Source organism: Phenylobacterium sp., from assembly GCF_030651755.1.
Taxonomy (GTDB): Bacteria; Pseudomonadota; Alphaproteobacteria; order Caulobacterales; family Caulobacteraceae; genus Phenylobacterium.
The window spans coordinates 23638-46208 of record NZ_JAUSBZ010000101.1 but is presented as its reverse complement, the minus strand read 5'-3'; the positions used below and the strand labels follow the sequence as shown (position 1 = coordinate 46208).

At 66.3% G+C, this 22571-nt stretch carries 21 protein-coding genes; 20 read left to right on the top strand and 1 reads right to left on the bottom strand.

From position 1 onward, the window contains the following. The 11 genes from nuoL to Q7V15_RS09650 all read left to right on the top strand — a co-directional run. On the top strand, positions 1 to 1742 hold a 1742-nt coding region (gene nuoL, locus Q7V15_RS09700; protein WP_304755367.1), incomplete at its 5' end, for an NADH-quinone oxidoreductase subunit L. 14 nt (positions 1743 to 1756) lie between these two features. After that, complete coding sequence (locus Q7V15_RS09695) at positions 1757 to 3244, top strand: NADH-quinone oxidoreductase subunit M (protein WP_304755366.1); 1488 nt, start codon at positions 1757 to 1759, stop codon at positions 3242 to 3244. A 13-nt stretch (positions 3245 to 3257) separates the two neighbouring features. Continuing rightward, positions 3258 to 4688, top strand: coding sequence for an NADH-quinone oxidoreductase subunit NuoN (gene nuoN, locus Q7V15_RS09690; RefSeq protein ID WP_304755365.1), 1431 nt, complete (start codon positions 3258 to 3260; stop codon positions 4686 to 4688). 1 nt (position 4689) lies between these two features. After that, the gene (locus Q7V15_RS09685; protein WP_304755364.1) at positions 4690 to 5433 is read left to right on the top strand and encodes a biotin--[acetyl-CoA-carboxylase] ligase; all 744 of its coding nucleotides are present in this window, start codon (positions 4690 to 4692) and stop codon (positions 5431 to 5433) included. Next, the gene (locus Q7V15_RS09680; RefSeq protein WP_304755369.1) at positions 5430 to 6206 is read left to right on the top strand and encodes a type III pantothenate kinase; all 777 of its coding nucleotides are present in this window, start codon (positions 5430 to 5432) and stop codon (positions 6204 to 6206) included. The genes Q7V15_RS09685 and Q7V15_RS09680 overlap by 4 nt, the downstream gene beginning before the upstream one ends. Then, positions 6206 to 7888 carry a ribonuclease J gene (locus Q7V15_RS09675; protein ID WP_304755363.1) on the top strand — a complete coding sequence of 561 codons (1683 nt, stop codon included), beginning with the start codon at positions 6206 to 6208 and terminating at the stop codon, positions 7886 to 7888. Before Q7V15_RS09680 ends, Q7V15_RS09675 begins: the two co-directional genes overlap by 1 nt. 40 nt (positions 7889 to 7928) lie before the next feature. Then, entirely contained in the window at positions 7929 to 8351 is a 423-nt protein-coding gene (mce, locus tag Q7V15_RS09670) for a methylmalonyl-CoA epimerase (RefSeq protein WP_304755362.1), read from the top strand. Beyond that, positions 8351 to 8611, top strand: a complete 261-nt coding sequence (locus tag Q7V15_RS09665) for a DUF1467 family protein (protein ID WP_304755361.1) — start codon at positions 8351 to 8353, stop codon at positions 8609 to 8611. The genes mce and Q7V15_RS09665 overlap by 1 nt, the downstream gene beginning before the upstream one ends. A 304-nt stretch (positions 8612 to 8915) precedes the next feature. Next, complete coding sequence (gene proS, locus Q7V15_RS09660; RefSeq protein WP_304755360.1) at positions 8916 to 10232, top strand: proline--tRNA ligase; 1317 nt, start codon at positions 8916 to 8918, stop codon at positions 10230 to 10232. Positions 10233 to 10267: 35 nt separating this feature from the next. Next, positions 10268 to 11503, top strand: coding sequence for a lipoprotein-releasing ABC transporter permease subunit (locus tag Q7V15_RS09655; RefSeq protein ID WP_304755368.1), 1236 nt, complete (start codon positions 10268 to 10270; stop codon positions 11501 to 11503). Next, entirely contained in the window at positions 11496 to 12188 is a 693-nt protein-coding gene (locus tag Q7V15_RS09650) for an ABC transporter ATP-binding protein (RefSeq protein ID WP_304755359.1), read from the top strand. The genes Q7V15_RS09655 and Q7V15_RS09650 overlap by 8 nt, the downstream gene beginning before the upstream one ends. 11 nt (positions 12189 to 12199) lie before the next feature. Here Q7V15_RS09650 and Q7V15_RS09645 read toward each other — a convergent pair whose 3' ends face one another. Further along, positions 12200 to 12622 carry a VOC family protein gene (locus Q7V15_RS09645; RefSeq protein WP_304755358.1) on the bottom strand — a complete coding sequence of 141 codons (423 nt, stop codon included), beginning with the start codon at positions 12620 to 12622 and terminating at the stop codon, positions 12200 to 12202. A 91-nt stretch (positions 12623 to 12713) separates the two neighbouring features. Between Q7V15_RS09645 and sidA the strand changes: the two genes are divergently transcribed. From sidA to dxr, 9 genes are all read left to right on the top strand, one after another. Next, positions 12714 to 12806, top strand: coding sequence for a cell division inhibitor SidA (sidA, locus tag Q7V15_RS16505; protein WP_305307705.1), 93 nt, complete (start codon positions 12714 to 12716; stop codon positions 12804 to 12806). Between the two features lie 26 nt (positions 12807 to 12832). Next, the gene (gene dnaE, locus Q7V15_RS09640; protein ID WP_304755357.1) at positions 12833 to 16276 is read left to right on the top strand and encodes a DNA polymerase III subunit alpha; all 3444 of its coding nucleotides are present in this window, start codon (positions 12833 to 12835) and stop codon (positions 16274 to 16276) included. A 190-nt stretch (positions 16277 to 16466) separates the two neighbouring features. Then, positions 16467 to 17282 carry a 30S ribosomal protein S2 gene (gene rpsB / locus Q7V15_RS09635; RefSeq protein ID WP_304755356.1) on the top strand — a complete coding sequence of 272 codons (816 nt, stop codon included), beginning with the start codon at positions 16467 to 16469 and terminating at the stop codon, positions 17280 to 17282. Positions 17283 to 17383: 101 nt separating this feature from the next. Further along, a complete protein-coding gene (gene tsf, locus Q7V15_RS09630) occupies positions 17384 to 18319 on the top strand; it encodes a translation elongation factor Ts (RefSeq protein ID WP_304755355.1) in 936 nt (311 codons plus the stop codon). A gap of 97 nt (positions 18320 to 18416) precedes the next feature. After that, positions 18417 to 19142 carry a UMP kinase gene (gene pyrH, locus Q7V15_RS09625; RefSeq protein ID WP_304755354.1) on the top strand — a complete coding sequence of 242 codons (726 nt, stop codon included), beginning with the start codon at positions 18417 to 18419 and terminating at the stop codon, positions 19140 to 19142. 42 nt (positions 19143 to 19184) lie between these two features. Next, positions 19185 to 19751 (top strand): ribosome recycling factor, encoded by a 567-nt coding sequence (gene frr, locus Q7V15_RS09620; RefSeq protein ID WP_304755353.1) that lies wholly within the window; start codon positions 19185 to 19187, stop codon positions 19749 to 19751. 38 nt (positions 19752 to 19789) lie between these two features. Beyond that, the gene (gene uppS / locus Q7V15_RS09615) at positions 19790 to 20563 is read left to right on the top strand and encodes a polyprenyl diphosphate synthase (RefSeq protein ID WP_304755352.1); all 774 of its coding nucleotides are present in this window, start codon (positions 19790 to 19792) and stop codon (positions 20561 to 20563) included. Further along, positions 20541 to 21359 carry a phosphatidate cytidylyltransferase gene (locus Q7V15_RS09610; protein WP_304755351.1) on the top strand — a complete coding sequence of 273 codons (819 nt, stop codon included), beginning with the start codon at positions 20541 to 20543 and terminating at the stop codon, positions 21357 to 21359. The genes uppS and Q7V15_RS09610 overlap by 23 nt, the downstream gene beginning before the upstream one ends. Then, a complete protein-coding gene (dxr, locus tag Q7V15_RS09605; protein WP_304755350.1) occupies positions 21356 to 22567 on the top strand; it encodes a 1-deoxy-D-xylulose-5-phosphate reductoisomerase in 1212 nt (403 codons plus the stop codon). The genes Q7V15_RS09610 and dxr overlap by 4 nt, the downstream gene beginning before the upstream one ends. The last annotated feature ends 4 nt before the right edge of the window (positions 22568 to 22571 follow it).

The following is a 22571-nucleotide window of genomic DNA, read 5'->3' as shown; positions in this document are numbered from 1 at the left end:
CGATCGGCTACATGCATCATGATCCGCATCGGCCGCGCTTCTTCGCCTATCTGTCGCTCTTCACCTTCGCCATGCTGGCCCTGGTGACGGCGGCCGACTTCATGCAGCTGTTCTTCGGCTGGGAAGGGGTGGGGCTCGCCAGTTATCTGCTGATCGGCTTCTGGTTCAAAAAGCCCACCGCCAACGCCGCCTCCATCAAGGCCTTCGTGGTCAACCGTGTCGGCGACTTCGGCTTTGCGCTCGGCATCATCACCGTCTTCTGGATGTTCGGCACCATCGAGTTCGCCGAGATCTTCCCGCGGGTTGAGGAGTTCGCCGCCGTGGGCTGGCAGTTCGCCGGCCAGACCTGGCATGCCGTGGACCTCGCCTGCGCCCTGCTGTTCGTCGGCGCCATGGGCAAGTCGGCCCAGTTCTTCCTGCACACCTGGCTGCCCGACGCCATGGAAGGCCCGACCCCGGTCTCGGCCCTGATCCACGCCGCCACCATGGTGACGGCCGGCGTCTATATGGTCTGCCTGCTGTCGCCGATGTTCGAATACGCCCCGGTGACCAAGCAGATCGTCACCCTGGTGGGCGCCATCACGGCCCTGTTCGCCGCCACGGTGGGCCTCGCCCAGAACGACATCAAGCGGGTCATCGCCTATTCGACCTGTTCGCAGCTCGGCTACATGTTCTTCGCCGCCGGCGTCGGCGCCTATCAGGCGGCCATGTTTCACCTGTTCACCCACGCCTTTTTCAAGGCGCTGCTGTTCCTGGGCGCCGGCTCGGTGATCCACGGCATGCACCACGAGCAGGACATGCGGAAGATGGGCGCCCTGTGGAAGCTGCTGCCCGTCACCTATGCTGTGATGGTCATCGGCACGCTCGCCATCACCGGCTTCGGCATCCCCGATCTGCACCTGGGTTTCGCCGGCTTCTACTCCAAGGACACCATCATCGAGGCGGCCTATGCGGCGGGCGAAGAGAACGGCATCGCCTTCTTCGCCTTCGTCATCGGCATCCTGGCGGCGGGCCTGACGGCCTATTATTCCTGGCGCCTGGCCTTCATGACCTTCCATGGCCACGCCAAGTGGGGTCATGAGCCCCACGACGACCATGCCCACGCCCCGGCCCAGCATGAGACCCATGACGAGCCCCTGCCGGACGCTCACGACCATGGGCATCACCATGCGCACACGCCCCATGAGAGCCCGCTGGTGATGGTGGTTCCCCTACTGCTGCTGGCGGTCGGCGCGGTGGCGGCGGGCTTCGCCTTCGTCGAGCATTTCGTGGGCGACCATCAGGCCGAGTTCTGGCGCGGCGCCATCTTCACCGCGCCCACCAACCATGTGCTCGAGCACGCCCACCATGTGCCGCACTGGGTGCTCTATGCGCCCCTGGTGGCCTCCATGCTCGGTCTGGCCATCGCCTTCTACATCTATGTGCTGCGCGAAGGCCTCGGCGCCCGGATGGCGGCCAAGGAGGGTCCGGTCTGGAGCTTCCTCTACAACAAGTGGTTCTTCGACGAGCTCTACAACGCCACCTTCGTCCGCGCCGCCCGCGGGCTGGGCGACCTGTTCTGGAAGGTCGGCGACCAGAAGATCATCGACGGACTGGGCCCCAATGGGGTGGCGGCCGCCTCGGCCATGATCGGCCGGCGGACCGGCAAGCTGCAGACGGGCTACGTCTACCACTATGCGTTTGTAATGCTGCTCGGGGTAGCGGGGCTGCTGGCCTTCGCCCTCTGGTTCTGGCGAGCTTGAGGCGGGGATAGGTCATGACTGGCATTCTCTCGCTTATCACCTACGCGCCTGTCGCGGGCATCGCGGCCATCCTGGCGCTGCGGTTCATCGCCCCTGCCGGCAGCCCGCGCTCGGCGGAACTGGCCAAGTGGATCGCGCTCATCACCACCCTGGTGACGCTGGCCATCTCCCTGGTCATGCTGGGTCTGTTCGACCGCACGACCGCCGACTTCCAGTTCGTCGAGGACTTCGCCTGGTTCGGCGGCCTTCACTACCGGATGGGCGTGGACGGCATTTCGGTGCTGTTCGTGGTGCTGACGGCCTTCCTGATGCCGCTCTGCATCGCCGCCTCCTGGCGCTCGATCGAGCATCGCATCGAGGAATACCTCATCGCCTTCCTGGCGCTGGAGACCCTGGTCATCGGCGTGTTCTGCGCGCTCGACCTGATCCTCTTCTATCTGTTCTTCGAGTTCGGCCTGGCGCCGATGTTCCTGATCATCGGGGTCTGGGGCGGCAAGAACCGGGTCTATGCGGCCTTCAAGTTCTTCCTCTACACCCTGCTGGGCTCGGTGCTGATGCTGGCCGCGGTGCTCGGCATGATCGGCATCACCGGCACCTCTTCGATCCCCGAACTGATGACCTATGACTTCGGTCAGGAGATCCAGATCTGGCTGTGGCTGGCCTTCTTCGCCTCGTTCGCGGTGAAGATGCCCATGTGGCCGGTGCACACCTGGCTGCCTGACGCCCACGTGGAGGCGCCGACGGCCGGTTCGGTGATCCTGGCGGGCGTGCTGCTGAAGATGGGCGGCTATGGGTTCATGCGGTTCTCGCTGCCCATGTTCCCCGACGCCTCGGCCTATTTCACGCCGCTGGTCTTCGCCCTGTCGGTGATCGCCATCGTCTACACCTCGCTGGTCGCCTTCCGGCAGACCGACATCAAGAAACTGATCGCCTATTCCTCGGTGGCCCATATGGGCTTCGTGACGCTCGGCATCTTCTCAGGCAACGCCCAGGGTGAGCAGGGCGCCATCTTCCAGATGGTCAGCCATGGCCTGATCTCCGGCGCCCTCTTCCTCTGTGTCGGCGTGGTCTATGACCGGATGCACACCCGCGAGATCGCCTTCTATGGCGGCCTGGTGAACCGCATGCCCTGGTACGCGGCCATCTTCCTGCTGTTCACCATGGGCAATGTGGGCCTGCCGGGCACCTCGGGCTTCGTGGGCGAAATCCTCACCATGACCGGCGCCTACCAGGCCTCGACCTGGGCGGCGATTGTGGCGGCCTCCGGCGTCATTCTCTCAGCCGTCTATGCGCTGACCCTGTACCGCCGGGTCGTGTTCGGCGAGATCACCAATCCGGCCCTGGCCGAGATCAAGGACCTGAACTGGCGGGAGGTGGCGATCTTCGCCCCCCTGATCATCGGCACCCTCTATCTCGGCATCTATCCGGCCGCCGTTTTCGATATCACCCAGGCCTCGGTCGACAATCTGGTCGCGGTCTACCGCGCCGCGACCGGCGGGTGAGGGGGCTTTTGAGATGAACTTCTCCACCGATCTGAGCCTCGCCCTTCCCGAGGTGATCCTGGCCGGCGGCGCTCTGGCGCTGCTGGTCTGGGGCGCCTTTCAAAGCCGAGCCAACACGGTGTTCAGCCTGGCGGCCGTCGCCCTGCTGGTCGCCGCGGGCGTTGCGGCGGTGTTCGGCCCCATGGGCCGCGGCTTCTCTGGCGGCCTGATCGCCGATCAGGCCTCGGCCTTCGCCAAGGTGGCCATCTACGCCGCCAGCGCCATCGCCATTCCCCTGGGCCAGCCCTGGTTCCAACGCCGCGGGGTGAACAATTTCGAGTTCCCGATCCTGATCGTGCTGGCCGCGCTCGGCATGGGCATGATGGCTTCGGCCGGGGACCTGATTTCGCTCTATATCGGCGTCGAGCTTCACTCCCTGGCCCTCTATGTCCTGGCCGCCATCCACCGGGATAACGCCAAGGCGTCTGAGGCCGGCCTGAAGTATTTCGTCCTGGGCGCCCTGTCGTCCGGCCTGCTGCTCTATGGCGCATCGCTGATCTACGGCTTCGCCGGCTCGACCCATTTCGACGTCATTGCCCAGTCGGTGGAGGGCGGCGCCAATGTGGGGGTGCTGTTTGGCCTGGTGTTCCTGATTTGCGGCCTGGCCTTCAAGATTTCGGCGGCCCCGTTCCACATGTGGACGCCGGACGTCTACGAGGGCGCGCCGACCCCGGTCGTGGCCTTCTTTGGCGCGGCGCCCAAGATGGCCGCCATGGTGCTGTTCGCCCGCGTCCTGGCCGAAGGCTTTGGTGGCGCCGCCGCTCAGTGGAGCCAGATCCTGGTGATCATCGCGCTGGCCTCCGTCGCTGTCGGCGCCTTCGCCGGTCTCGCACAGAGCAATCTGAAACGCCTGTGGGCCTATTCCTCCATCGCCAATATCGGCTACGCGGTCCTGGGCCTTGCCTCGGGCGACGCCGCTGGCGTGCAGGCCATGCTGGTCTTCATGGTCCTCTACATGGTCGACGTGACCGGCTTCTTCGCCTGCCTGGCCGCTCTGTCGCGGGATGGCCGGCCCATGGAGACGATCTCCGACATGGCGGGCCTCTTTAAGGAGCGCCCCGGCATCGCCCTGGCCATGAGCGCCTTCGCGCTTTCAGCGCTCGGCCTGCCGCCTTTCTCGGGCTTCTGGGCCAAGTTTTATGTCTTCAAGGCGGCCATCGGCGCGGGTCTCGGCGTCGCCGCCGTTATCGCCCTGGTGGGCAGCGTGGTGGCGGCCTTCTACTATCTGCGCCTGATCAAGGTGATGTGGTTCGACGCCTCGGCCGGCGCCACCGAGACGCCGCCCGTGGAGGCCCGCGCCATCGCCCTGGCGCTCGCCCTGTTCACCTTCCCCGTGGTTCTCGTCGCCCTGGTCTTCATCGATCCGCTCGCAGCGGCCGCCGCCGCCGCCTTCGGCCTGGCCTGATTTGGCTACCGTTCACCCGCCGATCGCGTTCTTCGACGAGCTCGACTCCACCAACGCCGAGGCGCGCCGTCGGGCCGAGGCGGGGGACGCTGGGCCGCTCTGGATCGCCGCCTTCCGCCAGACCGCTGGGCGCGGCCGGCGGGGAAGGCCTTGGGAGACCGGCGCGGGCAACCTGGCCGCCACCCTGTTGATGACCACCGACCGGCCGGCCGGCGAGGCCGCACAGCTGTCGTTTGTCGCCGCCCTGGCCGCCGCCGATCTGGCGGAGTCCTGCCTGGCCTCAGACCTGGTCAGTGTGAAGTGGCCCAACGACCTGATGATCGACGGACGCAAGGCCGCCGGGATCCTGGTGGAATCGGGCGCCCGTCCCGATGGCCGCCTCTGGCTGGCGGTCGGGATTGGGATCAATCTGGTCAGCGGCCCTGAGGCGGCTGAACGTCCCTCCGCCACCTTCGCCGAACACATGAGCGGCGCGCCCCCGACACCCCAGGCGGCTCTGGACGTGCTGGCCGCGGCCTTCGAGACCTGGCGCGGCGCCTGGGCCGCCCAGGGCTTTTCCGCCATCGCTGACGGTTGGACCCGCCGGGCCCACGGGCTGGGTCAGACTTGTATCGCCAGGCTCCCGAATGAGACGGTGGAGGGCGTGGCCGAAGGCATGGACCCCGATGGCGCCCTGCGCCTGCGATTGGACGACGGTCAGATCCGCAAGATCACCGCCGGCGACGTATTTTTTGGAGACGCCTGATGCTGCTGGCGATCGAACAGGGCAACACCAATACGCTCTTCGCCGTCCATGACGGCCAGACCTGGATCGCTCAGTGGCGGGCGGCCACGGACTCCACCCGCACGGCGGACGAATACGCCGTCTGGCTCTCGCAGCTGCTGCACATGGCCGGGCTGCAGTTCGGGGTGCTGGACGCCTGCATCATCTCCAGCGTCGTGCCACAGTCGATCTTCAACCTGCGCAATCTCGCCCGGCGCTACCTGCATGTGGAACCGCTGGTGATCGGCGAGAACGCCGAACTCGGCATCGCGGTGCGCATCGACAAGCCGTCCGAGGCCGGGGCTGACCGCCTGGTCAACGCCATCGGCGCGCATATGGTCTATCCTGGCCCCCTGATCGTCATCGACTCCGGCACCGCCACCACTTTCGATGTCATCGCCGGCGATGGCGGGTTCGAGGGCGGGGTGATCGCGCCGGGCATCAACCTGTCGATGGAAGCCCTGCATGCGGCCGCCGCCAAGCTGCCGCGGGTGGCCATTCAGAAGCCTCAGCGGGTGATCGGCAAGGATACGGTGGGCGCCATGCAGTCCGGCGTCTTCTGGGGATATGTCGCCCTGATCGAGGGCCTGATCGACCGGATCAAGTCAGAGTGGCCAGAGCCCCTGACCGTGATTGCAACCGGCGGCGTCGCGTCGCTGTTCCATGGGGCCAGTCTGGCGATCGACCACTTCGATCCGGACCTGACCATAAGGGGTCTCCTTGAGATCCATCGCCGTAATTCCGGAGGCGCCTGATGGCCGCCAACAAGACGCAAGACGAACTCGTTTTTCTCCCCCTGGGGGGCTCCAACGAGATCGGGATGAACTTCAACCTCTATGGGTTCGGCCCGCCCCATGCGCGCAAGTGGATCATTGTCGATCTGGGGGTGACGTTCGGCGACCTGACGACGCCGGGCGTCGACCTGATCCTGCCCGATCCGACCTTCATCGAAGAACATGCCGACGACATCCTCGGCATCGTCCTGACCCACGCCCATGAGGACCATATCGGCGCCGTGGCCTGGCTGTGGCCGCGCCTGCGCGCACCGCTCTATGCGACTCCCTTCACCGCCTTCCTGCTGCGCGAAAAACTGCGGGAAGGGGGCCTTGAGGGCCAGGTGGAGATCAATGTCGTGCCGCTGGGCGGTCGGGTGACGCTGGGGCCCTTCGAGATCGACCTGATCACCCTGACCCACTCGATCCCCGAGCCCAACGGCCTGTCGATCCGCACGCCTCTGGGCACGGTCCTGCACACCGGCGACTGGAAGATCGATCCTGACCCGGTGCTCGGCTCCGCCACGGACGAGGCCTTCATCCGCCAGCTCGGCGACGAGGGCGTCCTGGCCATGGTCTGCGACTCCACAAATGTTTTCGTGGAGGGCGAGTCCGGTTCGGAGGCCGATGTGCGCGACGCGCTCGCCCGGCTGATCGGCGAGCTGAAGGGCAAGGTGGCGGTGGCCTGCTTCGCGTCCAACGTGGCGCGGATGGATTCTGTGATCCGGGCGGCAGAGGCCAATGGCCGACGGGTCTGTCTGGTGGGCCGGTCCATGCACCGCATGGCCGCCGCGGCGCGTTCTGTCGGGCTGTTCACCGGCCTCAAGGATTTCGTCAATGAGAGCGAGGCGGGCTATTTCCCCGCCGACTCCATCCTCTATCTCTGCACGGGCAGCCAGGGTGAGGCGCGCGCCGCCCTGTCGCGGATTTCAGACGGAACCCATCCCCATGTGAACCTGGGCAAGGGGGATTCCTGCGTCTTCTCCTCGCGGGTCATTCCGGGCAATGAGATCGCCATCCGCAACCTGCAGAACCGCATGGCCGACCGGGGCGTGCGGCTCTACACCGACAATGATCATCCCGGCATCCACGTCTCTGGCCACCCCTGCCGGGACGAGCTGGCGCGGATGTACGCCTGGGCCCGGCCCCAGATCGCCATCCCCACCCATGGGGAGCGCCGTCATCTGCTGGAGCATGCAGCCTTCGCCCGGGACCTGCAGGTTCCGCAGACGGTCGCGCCGCGCAATGGCGACATGGTGCGTCTGGCGCCCGGGCGGGCGGAGATCATCGATGAGACTCCCGCGGGTCGGCTCTATGTCGACGCCAAGGTGGTGGTCAGTGAGAATGGCGAAGCCCTGCGCGAGCGCCGTCACGCCGCCCATAATGGGGTGGTCACCATCGCCGTGGCCCTTGATGGTCGAGGCAAGATCACCTCAGGACCGCAGGTTCGCGCCATCGGCATGCCCACCGACGAGGACTACCCCTTGGAGGAGGCTCTTGAGGATCTGGCCGACGAGGCCGAACGCGCCCTTTCGCGTCTGTCGGGCGCCGACCGCGACCTGGATGAGGCGGTCGAGACGGCCATGTCCCGGGCGGTCAAGAAAGCCTGCCAGCGGGTCTGGGGCCGCCGGCCGGTCGTCGAGACCACGGTCCTGCGACTTTAGGGTCTTCGCGCCGTAGGGGCAGGGGGCGTATACCGGGGCCATGATCGGAAAACTGAACCATGTGGGCGTGGCCACCCCCTCCATCGACGACGCCGTGCGCATGTATCGCGACGTGCTGGGCGCCACCTCCATCACCGAGAAGTGGGCGATGGAGGAGCAGGGGGTCTGGGTCTGCTTCGTCAACCTGCCCAATTCGCAGATCGAGCTGATCGAGCCCCTGGGCGAGAATTCGCCACTGGTCGGCTTCCTGGCCAAAAACCCGGCGGGCGGGCAGCATCACATCTGTTTTGAGGTTGAGGATATTCTGGTGGCCCGCGACGAGATGCGGGCCAAGGGCGCCACGGTCCTCGGGACCGGCGAGCCGAGGATCGGCGCGCATGGAACGCCGGTTATCTTCGTCCATCCGAAGAATATGGGCGGCGTTCTGGTTGAGCTGATGGAAACTCCTAAGGAGAGCCACTGATGGGTGTCACGACGGCGATCGCCATCTACCTGATCATCTGGTGGGTGGTGTTGTTCACCATCCTTCCCCTGGGCACGATCAGCCATGCAGAGGCCGGGATTGACAAGGGTGACGGTGGGGATCCGGGCGCCCCGGTGGACCCCAAGCTCAAGCGCAAGTTCATCACCACGACCTGGGTTTCGGCCATCGTTTTCGCCGTGGTCTTCCTGGTGATCAAGCTGGGCCTCGTGCCCATGCCGAGCGGCGCGGCGAACTTCTAGGCCCTGGCGGCGCCCAGGCCTTGCGCGTTCTGAAGACGCAATCGGGCTCAACGCCTGGATTTTGAGCGAAGCTGATCGGCATCGCGCCGATCAGGTCTTGGCGATTCATCACCCATGTTACGGGGGTTACATTGAGATCAGCCAAACCGGTCCGGCCGGCTTGCGCGCGTTTTCCCCGATGACCAACTTGAAGGCCGCCCGCCTATGGCAGGCGGCCTTCTTTTCGCCGCTTCGATTGCCAAGGTCGGACGCACAGGGCTAATCAGGGCCTCCCGTCCGAGTTTCGTATCCGAAGGCCCGCCGAATGCGTCTGTCGCGCTATTTCATTCCCACCCTGCGTGAGGCGCCCTCCGACGCCCAGATCGCCTCGCATCAGCTGATGCTGCGGGCCGGAATGATTCGTCAGGAGGCCGCCGGCATCTATGCCTGGCTGCCGCTCGGACTGCGGGTGCTGAAGAAGATCGAGCAGATCGTCCGCGAGGAAATGGACCGGGCCGGCGCCATCGAGGTGCTGATGCCCACCCTGCAGCTGGCCGACCTGTGGCGCGAGAGCGGGCGCTATGACGATTATGGCGACGAGATGCTGCGCATCAAGGACCGCCACGAGCGCGATCTCCTCTACGGACCTACCGCCGAGGAGGTCATCACAGACATCTTCCGCGCGCACGTGAAGAGCTACAAGGAGCTGCCCAAGAACTTCTACAACATCCAGTGGAAGTTCCGTGACGAGCGCCGCCCCCGGTTCGGCGTCATGCGTGGCCGCGAGTTCCTGATGAAGGACGCCTATTCCTTCGATATCGACGAGGCCGCCGCCCGTCGGTCGTACAACCGCATGTTTGTGGCCTATCTGAACACCTTCGCCCGGCTGGGACTGAAGGCTGTGCCCATGCGCGCCGACCCTGGCCCCATCGGCGGCGATCTCAGCCACGAGTTCATCATCCTGGCCGAAACCGGTGAAAGCCAGGTCTTCTGTCACCGCGACCTGGTGGAAATGCCGGCCCCTGGCGATGTCGACTGGGACGGCGATCTGCAGCCCATCGTCGACCAGCGCACGGCGCTTTATGCGGCGACCGAGGACATGCACGACCAGGCTCGCTTTGAGTCTGAAGTGAACGAGTCCGACCGCCTCTCGGCCCGGGGCATCGAGGTCGGCCATATCTTCTATTTTGGTGAGAAGTACTCCAAGCCCATGCGCGCAGTCGTCACCGGGCCGGACGGTCAGGAACGCCCGATCCACGGCGGCTCCTACGGCGTCGGCGTCTCGCGTCTGGTGGGCGGGATCATCGAGGCCAGCCATGACGCCGCCGGCATCATCTGGCCCGATTCCGTGGCGCCCTTCGGCGTGGCGGTGATCAATCTCCGCCCCGGGGACTCGGCGGTGGATCTGGCCTGCGAGCAGGCCTATGGCGCCCTGCGCGACGCCGGCAAGGACCCCCTGCTGGACGACACCGACGAACGACCCGGCGCAAAGTTCGCCGCCATGGATCTGATCGGGGCGCCCTGGCAGATCATCGTCGGGCCCAAGGGTGTGGCCGAGGGCAAGGTTGAGCTGAAGCGGCGGGCCACGGGGGAGCGCCAGTCCTTGCCTTTGGAAGACGCATTGAAGGCGATCATCGCGTGAGCACAGTGGCCGCGCCCTTCGGACGCTGGGAGCGCATGCTCGCCGGTCGCTATCTGCGGGCCAAGCGCAGCCAGGGCGGGGTGGCGCTGATCTCGATCATCTCCTTCGTCGGCATCATGCTGGCGGTGGCCGTGCTGATCATCGTCATGTCGGTGATGAACGGCTTCCGCACCGAACTGCTGGATCGGACCCTCGGCTTCAACGGCCACGTCTATGTGTCCGGCGGATCCCTCTACGAGCCCGAGGTCCAGACCCTGGCCGGTCAGATCGCGGGTCTGCCCGGGGTGACCCAGGCCTCCCCCCTGGTGGAGGCCCAAGCCATGGCCCTTGGTCAGGGACAGATCAGCGGCGCTGTGGTGCGCGGGATCAGCGAGCCTGATCTGAGGCGCACCGAGATCGTCTCGGGAAACATTGTGCGCGGGTCGCTGGAAGGCTTCGGCGCCGGGGAATATGGCGGCGATCTCGTGCTGGTGGGAGACCGGCTGGCGGAAACCCTCGGGGTGCAGCCGGGCGATCCCCTGACGCTCATTTCCCCCAGCGGCGGGGCGACGGCCTTTGGCTACACGCCCCAGCGCAAGACCTACACGGTCGGCGGCACCTTCAGCGTCGGCATGAGCGAGTACGACCAGCTCTTCATCTACATGCCCCTGGAGCAGGCCCAGCTGTTCTTCGCCCGCGAGGGCATGGTCGATGTGGTGGAGGTCCGCGTGGCCGATCCCGATCGCGCCCCGGCCATGAAGTCGGCCATCGCCGAGCTGGCCGGACCAGGCGCCATCGTCACCGACTGGACCCAGCGCAACGCCAGCTTCTGGAACGCCCTGAAGATCGAGCGCAGCGTCATGCGGCTGATCCTGATGCTGATCGTCGCCATCGCGGCGATGAACATCATTTCCGGCCTCGTCATGCTGGTGAAGAACAAGGGCCGCGACATCGCCATCCTGCGCACCATGGGGGCCGGACGTGGGGCGATCCTGCGGATATTCTTCATGGCCGGGGCCTCTGTGGGCGCCCTGGGCACCCTGGTGGGCCTCGTCCTTGGCGTGCTGTTCTGCGTTTTCATCGGGCCGATCCAGAACGCGGTGGAATGGGCGACGGGGGCTGAGGTGTTCAGCTCCGACATCTATTACCTGGCCCACATCCCGGCCAAGGTGGACCCCCTGGAGGTGATGATCGTGGTCGGTTGGGCCCTGGCCGTCTCATTCCTGGCGACCCTGCCGCCAGCCCTGCGGGCCTCGCGTCTCGATCCGGTGGAGGCTCTTCGATATGAGTGAGGCCCCCGTCCTGGCGGTGCGCGGTCTGGAGCGCACCTATGTCACCGGTGATCGCAGCCTGACCGTCCTGCGCGGCGTCGATCTGGATGTTTCGCCCGGTGAGATCGTCGGCCTGATCGGACCATCCGGATCGGGCAAGTCATCGCTCCTGCACGCCGCAGGTCTGCTGGAGCGCCCCAATGCTGGTCAGATCTTCATTGAGGGGCGCGACTGCTCGACCCTGAACGAGCGGGCGCGCACCCGAGTGCGCCTGGGCTCCATCGGCTTCGTCTATCAGTTCCACCACCTGCTGGCCGAGTTCAGCGCCCTGGACAATGTGGCCCTGCCGATGATGATCGCCGGTCAGGACCATGAGGCGGCCCGGGAACGGGCGGCCATGCTTCTGGGACAGCTTGGCCTGGCGGAGCGGGTGGACCATCAGCCCGCCCAGATGTCCGGGGGCGAGCAGCAGCGGGTGGCGCTCGCCCGCGCCCTGGCCAATGCGCCGCGGCTGCTCCTGGCCGACGAGCCCACCGGAAACCTCGATCCGACCACCTCCAGCGAGGTGTTCGACAGCCTCTATCGCCTGGCCCGGGAGACGGGCGTGGCGGCGGTCATCGCCACCCACAATCTCGAACTGGCCCGGCATATGGACCGTGTGCTGGCCCTGAAGGACGGGCATCTGGAGCCCCACTCGCTGTTCTAGGGGCGGAGGACTTAAGCGCCGAAGGTGGTCGAGCCGTCGGCGCCGATCACGCTGCCTGGATTGTGCGCCACCTCCCACACATGGCCGTCCAGATCGGCGAAATAGCCGGAATAACCACCCCAAAATACCGGTTCGGGCGCCTTTAAGGCCTGCGCCCCGGCGGCGAGGGCCTCGGCGAAGGTGGCGTCGACCGCCTCGCGGCTGGGCTCGTTGATGGCGATGGTCACGCCGCTGAAGCTCCCGTCGATCGGGCGCCTGGCGTCTTCAGCAAGGGCGGCGCGGCCGAACAGTCCCAGGGCGAGGCCGGGCAGCTGGTAGAAGCATACGTCTTCTGTCGCGCTGACGGGCCGCCAGCCCAGTCCATTCTCGTAGAAATTCCGGGCGCGGGGCAGGTCGTCCACCCCGAGCGTGATCAGGCTGAGCCGCTGGTCCATGGAGGTCTCCGTTCGCCCGTGGAGGGCAGGGTTGACGGTGAGAACAAAACCAGAATAAGAACATAACCGGAACATCCACAAGGGGGACGTTATGGTCATTCATCTGGCGCGGGAATCGCTGGCTTTTGCCTCGGTGGCGGGCTTCGTATGGGTTGTCTGCCAGTTCGCCTATCTGGTGGGGTGAAGCTGTCGCAGGCCGGGGAGGCGGAGATGAACCAGCAGCAGGACGAGGGCTTCGTTCACCTGCGGGTGCGTTCGGCCTATTCCCTTCTGGAGGGGGCGATCAAGGCCGATGTCATCGGCGCCCTGGCCGCCGCTGACGGCATGCCGGCGGTGGCGCTCACCGACCGGACCAATCTCTATGGCGCCCTGGAATTCTCGGTGGCCACCCAGGGGCAGGGCGTCCAGCCCATCGTCGGTTGCGCCCTGGCGGTGACCGGTCTCGGCGAGCGACAGCCCGACAAGTGGGCCAAGACTCCCACCATCGTGCTCCTGGCGCAAAGCGAGGCGGGCTATCTTAACCTCTCCCGGCTGTCGTCCATGGCCTATATCGACAGTGTCGGGGGCGTTGAGGAGCCTGCGGTCGCCTGGGCCAAGGTGGTCGATCACGCCGAGGGACTGATCCTGCTGTCAGGCGGCTGGGATGGGCCGGCCGATCCGCTCCTGGCCGCTGGCAAGGTGGCCGAGGGCCGTGCGGTCCTGGCTGAGATGCATCGGGTGTTCGGCGATCGGTTCTATGTGGAGCTCCAGCGCCACGGCCTCGCTCCGCAAGCCTTGGCGGAGCCCGAACTGGTCGATTTCGCCTACGAGATGGACGTCCCCCTGGTGGCGACCAATGACGCCCACTTCACCCAACAGGATATGCACGCGGCCCATGACGCCCTGCTGTGTATCGCCGACGGGGCCTTTGTCGGCCAGGATGAGCGCAGGCGGGTCAGCCAGGAACACTGGTTCAAACCGGCCGCGGACATGCGGGCCCTGTTCGCCGATCTGCCGGAAGCCTGCGACAACACCCTGGAGATCGCCCGGCGCTGCGCCTTCATGGTCCGCAAGCGTGATCCGATCCTGCCGCGGTTTCCCACCGAGGGGGATCGGACCGAAGCCGAGGAACTGGCCCATCAGGCGCGGGAGGGGCTCAAGGGCCGCATCGCCGCCGGCCAGGCCAGTCATGCCCCAGAGACGGAGTATTTCGAACGCCTGGAGCGAGAGATCGGGGTCATCACCGAGATGGGCTTCCCCGGCTACTTCCTGATCGTTGCGGACTTCATCAAGTGGGCCAAGGCCCATGACATTCCTGTGGGGCCCGGGCGGGGCTCAGGGGCGGGCTCCCTTGTGGCCTATTCCCTGACCATCACCGACCTCGATCCCCTGCGCTATGGCCTGCTGTTCGAGCGCTTCCTGAATCCGGAACGGGTCTCCATGCCCGACTTCGACATCGACTTCTGCCAGGACCGGCGGGAGGAGGTGATCTCCTATGTGCAGCAGCGCTATGGCCGCGACCGGGTGGCCCAGATCATCACCTTCGGCACCCTGCAGGCCCGCGCCGTGCTCCGCGATGTCGGACGGGTGCTACAGCTGCCGCTGGGCCAGGTGGACCGACTGGCCAAGATGGTGCCGGCCAATCCCGCCAATCCGGTGACGCTCGCCAAGGCCATCGAGATCGAGCCCCGTCTGCGGGCCGCCAGGGACGAGGATGAGGCGGTTTCGCGGCTGCTGGATGTGGCCCTGAAGCTGGAAGGCCTCTACCGCAACGCCTCCACCCACGCCGCCGGGGTGGTGATCGCCGACCGCGCCCTGACCGAGCTGACGCCCCTTTATCAGGACCCCCGCTCGGACCTGCCGGCCACCCAGTTCAACATGAAGTGGGTAGAGAGCGCAGGCCTGGTGAAGTTCGACTTCCTGGGCCTGAAGACCCTGACGGTGATCGACAAGGCGCTCAAATTCCTCGATCAGCGCGGCGCCCGGGTCGATATGGGCGTCCTGCCGGTGGATGACGCCAAGACCTATGAGCTGATGTCGGCCGGGCACACGGTGGGGGTCTTCCAGATGGAAGGCCAGGGCATGCGCGACACCTTGCGGCAGCTGCGGCCCAACTCCATCGAGGATGTCACCGCCGTGGGCGCCCTCTATCGCCCGGGCCCGATGGACAACATCCCGGCCTTTGTGGATTGCAAGTTTGGCCGCCGGACCATCGACTACCTGCATCCCTCCCTGGAGCCGGTGCTCAAGGAGACCTACGGGATCATTGTCTATCAGGAACAGGTGATGCAGATCGCCCAGATCCTGGCGGGTTACTCCCTAGGCGGCGCCGATCTCCTGCGCCGGGCGATGGGTAAGAAGAAAAAGGACGAAATGGCCCAGCAAAAGGCCATGTTCGTCGCCGGCGCCTCAGAACGCGGGGTGCCTGAGAGCCAGGCGGCTTCGATTTTCGAGCTGGTGGACAAGTTCGCCGGCTATGGCTTCAACAAGAGTCACGCCGCAGCCTATGCGGTCGTCTCCTACCAGACGGCCTGGCTCAAGGCCAATGCGCCGGTGGAGTTCTTCGCCGCCTCCATGAGCCTCGACATCGCCAATACCGACAAGCTGGCGGTCTTCTACCAGGACGCCAAGCGGTTTGGGGTCAAGATCTGCGCCCCCGATATTAACCGCTCAGGGGGCAATTTCGAGGTGGAGAATGGCGAGGTCCTCTATGCCCTTGGCGCGGTCCGCAATGTCGGGCTGGCGGCCATGGAGCATGTGGCTGAGCTGCGGCGGGAAGGGGGCCCCTTCCGCGACATCTTCGACTTCGTCGAGCGGGTTGATCCCCGTCACGTGAATAAGCGGACCTTCGAGACCTTGGCGCGGGCCGGGGCTTTCGAATCCATCCATCCCAACCGGGCGCAGCTGGTGGCCGCCGCCGACGCCCTGATCTCCTATGCCCAGAGCGTCGCGGCCGATCGCGCCTCGGCGCAGGCGAGCCTGTTCGGCGGAGATCAGGCCGGCGCCGGGCGCCCGCGTCTGCCCCGGGCCGAGATGTGGACGCCGGTGGAGCGGCTGGACGAGGAACTGGCGGCCGTGGGCTTCTATCTGTCGGGCCACCCGCTGGAAGACATGGTGCCCGCGCTGCGCCGTCGGCGCACGGAGTTGCTGACTGAGGTCATTGTGCGGGCCGAGGCCGGGGCGGAGGTGTTCCGTATGGCTGGCGTGGTGCGCCGCAAGCAGGAGCGGGCCTCCCAGTCCAGCGGCGAGAAGTTCGCCTTCGTCACCCTGTCAGATCCCACCGGCGAGTATGAGGTGCTGTTTCCGCCGGAGTCCCTGCGCCGCTGCCGCGATGTGCTTGAGCCGGGGCGGGCGGTCTCGATCAAGGTGCGCGCCAAGGCCCGGGACGGTGAGGTTCGGTTCTTCGGTGATGAGGCCGAGCCTGTGGAAAAGGCCATTGAGAACGCCGTGGCTGGCCTTCGCGTCCATCTCTCGCCCCGCAGCGCCGAGATCGACGCCCTCAAGCGGCGCCTGGAAAGCGCGGCCAACCCCCGCGGGGGCGAGGTCATTCTGACGGCGCCCCTGGAGGGGGGCCGCGAGGTGGAGGTCAAGCTGCCAGGTCGGTTCACCCTGGACGGCGCGGTGCGCGGCGCGCTCAAGACCGCCCCCGGCGTTCTCTATGTTGAGGACATCTAGCCGGAGTCCCTGAGGGATCGGGGCATGGGGACCGCAAAGGCTTGCTTTTTCCGCCATCTGGTCCTATTCCGCGCCCATCACACACGCAGGCGTGCGGCGATCCTCGGGGAGACATCCCGTGGATTACCGTTCCGGGCTCCCCAAAAGGGGGTTTTGGCTTGCGGAGGCATACCGGAAAAAGGAGCCATTCATGGCGCTTCCCGACTTCTCCATGCGTCAGCTCTTGGAAGCTGGCGCCCACTTCGGCCACCAGACCCACCGCTGGAATCCGAAGATGGAACGCTACATCTTCGGCTCGCGGTCGAACATCCACATCATCGACCTGTCGCAGACCATCCCCCTGCTGCATCAGGCTCTGGTGAAGGCCCGCGACGTGGCCGCCGGCGGCGGGCGTATCCTGTTCGTGGGCACCAAGCGTCAGGCGTCTGACCCGGTGTCCGTGGCGGCCAAGCGCTGCGCCCAGTACTACGTCAATCACCGCTGGCTGGGCGGCACGCTCACCAACTGGCGCACCGTCTCGGGCTCCATCGCCCGCCTGCGCGAGTTGGAAGGCCTTCTGGAAGGCGAAGGCGCCAAGCGCAGCAAGAAGGAACTGCTGCAGCTGACCCGCGAACGCGACAAGCTCGAGCTGTCCCTGGGCGGCATCAAGGACATGGGCGGCATCCCCGACCTGATGTTCGTGATCGACACCAACAAGGAAGCCATCGCCATTCAGGAAGCCCGGAAGCTGAATATTCCGGTGATCTCGATCCTGGACACCAACTGCGACCCGGCCGGCATCACCTATCCGATCCCGGGTAATGATGACGCCGCCCGCGCCCTGCAGCTCTATTGCGACCTGATGGCCGACGCGATCCTGGACGGCCTCACCGCTGGGCAGGTCGCCGCGGGCGTGGACCTGGGCGCCTCGGAGGCGCCGATGGAGCCGGCCCTGGCGATGACCGCCGCGGCTGAACCCGCGCCGGCCGCCGAGCCTGCCGCCGAAGGCGAAACCACCCAGGCCTGAGGCCTGGCTCGCCCCAGAGGGCGGGCTTCGACATCAAACTGTGACGGCTGGGGCTCTATCCAGAGGCCCAGCCGTTGATTCTAGACCAAGGGAGCCGAGCCATGGCGGAAATCACCGCTGCGCTGGTCAAAGAGCTGCGCGAGAAGTCTGGCGCAGGCATGATGGACTGCAAGAAGGCGTTGCAGGAGAACGGCGGCGACATTGACGCCGCGATCGACTGGCTGCGCACCAAGGGCCTGTCCAAGGCCGCCAAGAAGTCGGACCGCGCCGCGGCCGAGGGCCTGGTGGCCGCCGCCGCCCGCAAGGACGGCGCCGGCATGACCGGGGTTGTGGTCGAGCTCAACGCCGAGACCGACTTCGTCGCCCGCAACGAGCTGTTCCAGTCCGCCGCCAAGGACATCGCCCAGGTCGCCCTGGACGTGGAAGGTGTCGAGGCCATCGCCGCGGCCAAGACGGCCAAGGGCGAACTGGTGTCCGACGTGGTCACCAATCTCATCGCCACCATCGGCGAGAACATGATGCTGCGCCGGGCCGCTCGCCTGAGTGTCGCCCAAGGTGCGATCTCGACCTACATTCACGCCGCCGCGGCGCCCGACCTGGGCCGAATCGGCGTGCTGGTGGCCCTTGAGGGCGCTGGCGACCAGGCCAAGCTTCAGGAAGTCGGCCGCAAGATCGCCATGCATGTGGCCGCCACCAATCCCCTCTCGCTTTCCACCGACGACCTCGACCCCGAGGCCGTGGAGCGGGAAAAGGCGATCTTCACCGAGCAGGCCCTGGCCTCAGGCAAGCCGCCGGGGGTTGTGGAGAAGATGGTCGAGGGACGGATCCGCAAGTTCTTCGAGGAGGTCGTGCTCCTGAAGCAGGCCTTCGTGATGAACCCCGATCAGACGGTCGAACAGCTGATCGCCGAACTGGCCAAGGAAACCGGAGCGCCGGTGACCATGACCGGCTTCGTCCGCTTCGGGCTGGGCGACGGCGTAGAAAAGAAGGTCGACGACTTCGCCGCTGAGGTGGCGCAGCTCAGCGGACAGGCGTAGAGCCCAGTCGACCCCATGGTTGCGGGGCGCGGGCGCGTTCGACGCGCGCCGCGCCCTTGCGCTATCTTGCCAGCGCCAGATTCGGAGATACGCGCCGATGTCCACGACCGCCCCCGCCCTGCGTTACAAGCGTATCCTCCTGAAGGTGTCGGGAGAGGTGCTGATGGGGGAACAGGGCTTCGGAATCGATCCGAACACCCTGGAGGCCGTCGCCAAGGACATCGCCGAGGTGGTCAGCCACGGCGTTGAACTGTGCCTGGTGATCGGCGGCGGCAATATTTTCCGCGGCGTCTCCCTGGCCGGCAAGGGGATGGAACGCTCCAGCGCCGACTATATGGGCATGCTGGCCACGGTGATGAACGCTCTGGCCCTGCAGGGCGCCCTGGAGAAGGAGGGCGTCTTCACCCGGGTCCAGTCGGCCATTCCGATGGATGCGGTTTGCGAGCCCTATATCCGCCGCCGCGCCATGCGGCACCTGGAGAAGGGCCGCGTGGTGATCTTCGCCGCCGGTCTGGGCGCTCCCTATTTTACAACCGATACGCCTGCGGCCCTGCGCTCGGCGGAGATGGGCTGCGAGGCCCTGTTCAAGGGCACCAGCGTCGATGGCGTCTATACGGCGGATCCCAAGAAGGACGCCAAGGCTGTGCGCTACGAGTCGCTCAGCTATCATGACGTCCTGGCCCAGGATCTAAAGGTGATGGACGCCTCGGCCATCGCCCTGATGCGTGACAACGAGATCCCGATCGTGGTCTTTTCCATCCGCGAGCGGGGGAATTTCCTGAAGGTGCTGAGGGGGCAGGGCGTCTTTACGACGATCACCTGATCCCAACTGCGCCACCTATCCGAGATCGAATGGAGGAGCCCAATGGCCACCGCACCGAAGCCGGTTCTTTCGACCTACAAAGACCGCATGGACAAGGCCGTCGTGGCCCTGAAGGAGGAATTCGCCTCCCTGCGCACGGGGCGCGCCTCGGCGGGCCTGCTAGATCAGATCATGGTCGACGCCTATGGATCGACCGTCCCGATCAGCCAGGTCGCCGCCGTCAGCGTGCCTGAGCCGCGGATGCTCACCGTCAGCGTGTGGGACAAGGGCGTGGCGGTGTCGGTCGAAAAGGCCATCCGCAATTCCGGCCTGGGCCTCAACCCCGTCGTGGACGGCCAGACCCTGCGCATTCCGATCCCGCCGCTCACCGAGGAGCGCCGCAAGGATCTCGTCAAGGTCGCCGGCAAATATGCCGAGCAGCAGAAGGTGGCGGTGCGCAACATCCGCCGCGACGCCAATGACGACCTGAAACGCGCCGAAAAGGATGGCGTCATCAGCCAGGACGAGCAGAAGCGCATGGAGACCGAGGTGCAGAAGTTCACCGACGAGGCGGTCAAGCGCGTGGACGAAACCTTGAAAATCAAGGAACAAGAGATCATGCAGGTCTGATCGCCTTAGCCTGTCGCCAAAGGACGCGCGAGGACCCCATGGCCCGTAGCCCAGAGCTCAACCCCGCCGGGACGGCCGCCGAACCCTCGGCGGGCGAGGCTCTGCATGTGGCCCTGGTGATGGACGGCAACGGTCGCTGGGCCAAGCGGCGGGGCCTGCCGCGCAGCCTGGGGCACCGGGCCGGAGTCGAGGCGCTCAAGCGCACGGTGGCCGCCGCGCCGGACCTGAATATCCGCTATCTCACCGTCTTTGGCTTCTCGACCGAGAACTGGAGCCGTCCGGCCGCCGAGGTGGCTGAGTTGATGGCCTTGCCCAGGCGCTATTTCGAGAGCGATCTCGGGCGGCTCGAGCGGGAAGGGGTCCGCGTCAGGGTCATTGGCCGGCGCGATGGGCTCAACGCCGACCTGATCGACATCATAGATGAGGCTGAGCGCCGCACCGCAGGCAACGACTCCTTCTTTCTCCAAGTCGCCTTCAACTACGGCGGTCAAGCCGACGTGACCGATGCGGCGCGCCGGTTCGCCCAAGACGTGGCCGCGGGTCTGGTTCGTCCCGAGGACTTGGACGAGGCCCGATTCGCCACCTACCTGTCCACCGCGGCCGCGCCGCCTCCGGACCTGATCGTCCGCCCCTCGGGCGAGCAGCGGCTGTCCAACTTCCTGCTTTGGGAAGCGGCCTATTCCGAACTGGTCTTCCAGGATGTGCTCTGGCCCGACTACGGCCCGGAACATCTGAAAGCCGCCATCGCCGCCTTCCGCACACGCGATCGGCGCTATGGCGCGGTCGCAGATGACGCCCTTGCCGCCGGCTAAAAAGTTCGACTGGTCCAACCTCGCCATGCGTGCGGCTTCAGCCCTGGTGCTGGTGCCCGCCACGGTTGGCGCGGTGTGGTGGGGCGGATGGCCCTTCCTGCTGCTGATTTCAGTGGGCGTGGCTCTGCTGTCGATCGAGTGGGCCGGGATGACCGCGCCCAAGGCGCCGCTGCGGGTGCTTTCGACCGTGCTGATCAGCGTGTTGGTCGGAGTCTTTCTGATCTATCTGCGCTACGTGCCCCTGGCCTGGGCGGCGATGGCCGTGGGCGCCGCAGCCGCAGCCTTTGTCGCCCGCCGCGTCGCCGAGCGACCCGCCGACGCGGCGTTTGGTGTGGTCTATATCGGTGTGCCGTGCCTGGCCCTGGTATGGCTGCGGGGGACGCCTGACGGAGCCCTGTGGGTTCTGTTGCTGTTCGCCGTCACCTGGTCGGCCGATATCGCCGCCTTCCTGGTGGGCAGCCTTCTGAAAGGCCCTAAACTGTGGCCGCGGTTTTCGCCCAACAAGACCTGGTCGGGCTTCGCTGGCGGGCTGGCGGCCTCGACCCTCACCGGAGCGTTCGGTTCGGCCCTGTTCGGCGAGGGCATGGGTCCTGCGGTGGGCGCGGTCATCGGTCTCACCGGCGGTCTCGCCACCATGGGGGGCGATCTCTGGGAATCCATGCTGAAGCGCCGGTTCGGGGTGAAGGATTCCGGCGACCTCATTCCCGGCCATGGCGGCCTGCTGGACCGGGTTGACGGCTTGATGTTCGCCGTCCTTGTCCTGGCCATCGCCCGTCTCGCGGAGCTCTTCACATGAACGCCCACAGCCTTCCGCGAAAGGTCACCGTCCTTGGCTCCACCGGATCGGTGGGCATGTCGACCCTGGACCTGTTCGACCTCGCCAAGGTCGAGGTGGAGGTGGTCGGCCTCACCGGGGGACGCAATGTCGCCCGCTTGGCCGAACAGGCGCTCCGCTGGCGGCCCCAACTCGCGGTGATTGAGGATGAGTCGGGCCTGCCGGAGCTCCGGGACCGGCTCAAGGGGTCTGGCGTTCAGGCGGCAGCCGGCGCCAGCGCGATTGCAGAGGTGGCGGCCGCCGACGCCCAATGGGTCATGTCGGCCATCGTCGGGTTTGCCGGCCTGGCGCCGACCCTGGCCGCAGCCCGGGCCGGCGCCGTCGTGGCCCTGGCCAATAAGGAAAGCCTGGTGTGCGGCGGCCCGGGCCTGCTCCGCACCGCCAAGCTGGCCGGCGGGGTGATCATTCCCGTCGATTCCGAGCATTCGGCTATCTTCCAGGTGTTCGATTCCCGGGCGAACGCCCAGGTGTCGCGGGTGATCCTCACCTCGTCAGGGGGGCCCTTCCGCACCTGGACACAGGCGCAGATGGCCCACGCCACTCCAGAGCAGGCGGTCGCTCATCCGAACTTCAGCATGGGCGCCAAGATTTCGGTCGATTCCGCGTCCATGATGAATAAGGGACTCGAGATCATCGAGGCCGCCTATCTGTTCGCCATGCCGCCGGAGCGCCTCGACGTCTTGATCCATCACCAGCAGATCATCCACTCCATGGTGGAGTATGCCGACGGCTCCACCCTGGCCCAGCTGGGGCCGCCGGACATGCGCGCGCCCATCGCCTGCGCCTATGCCTGGCCTGACCGGCTGCCATGGCCCGCGCCGCGGCTCGACCTGGTCTCGTCTGGTCCCCTGACGTTCGAAGAACCCGATGTGGCGAAATTTCCGTCCCTGGGCCTTGCTAAGGCGGCCCTGGCCGCAGGGGGTGCGGCGCCCGGGGCGTTAAACGCGGCCAATGAGGTGGCGGTCGCCGCTTTTCTTGACCGGAAGATCGGCTTTCTCGATATTGCCGCCACGGTGGCCGAGACCCTTGAGCGTCTGGATCGCACAGGAGACCTCGCCGGGGGGGCGAGTGGAGACGCCTTGGAGACAGCCCGGGAGACAGATGCAGCGGCCCGGCGCATCGCCTCGGCTGTCACGGCCGGGCTTTCTGGCTCACGCCAGGCCCCTTAGGAGC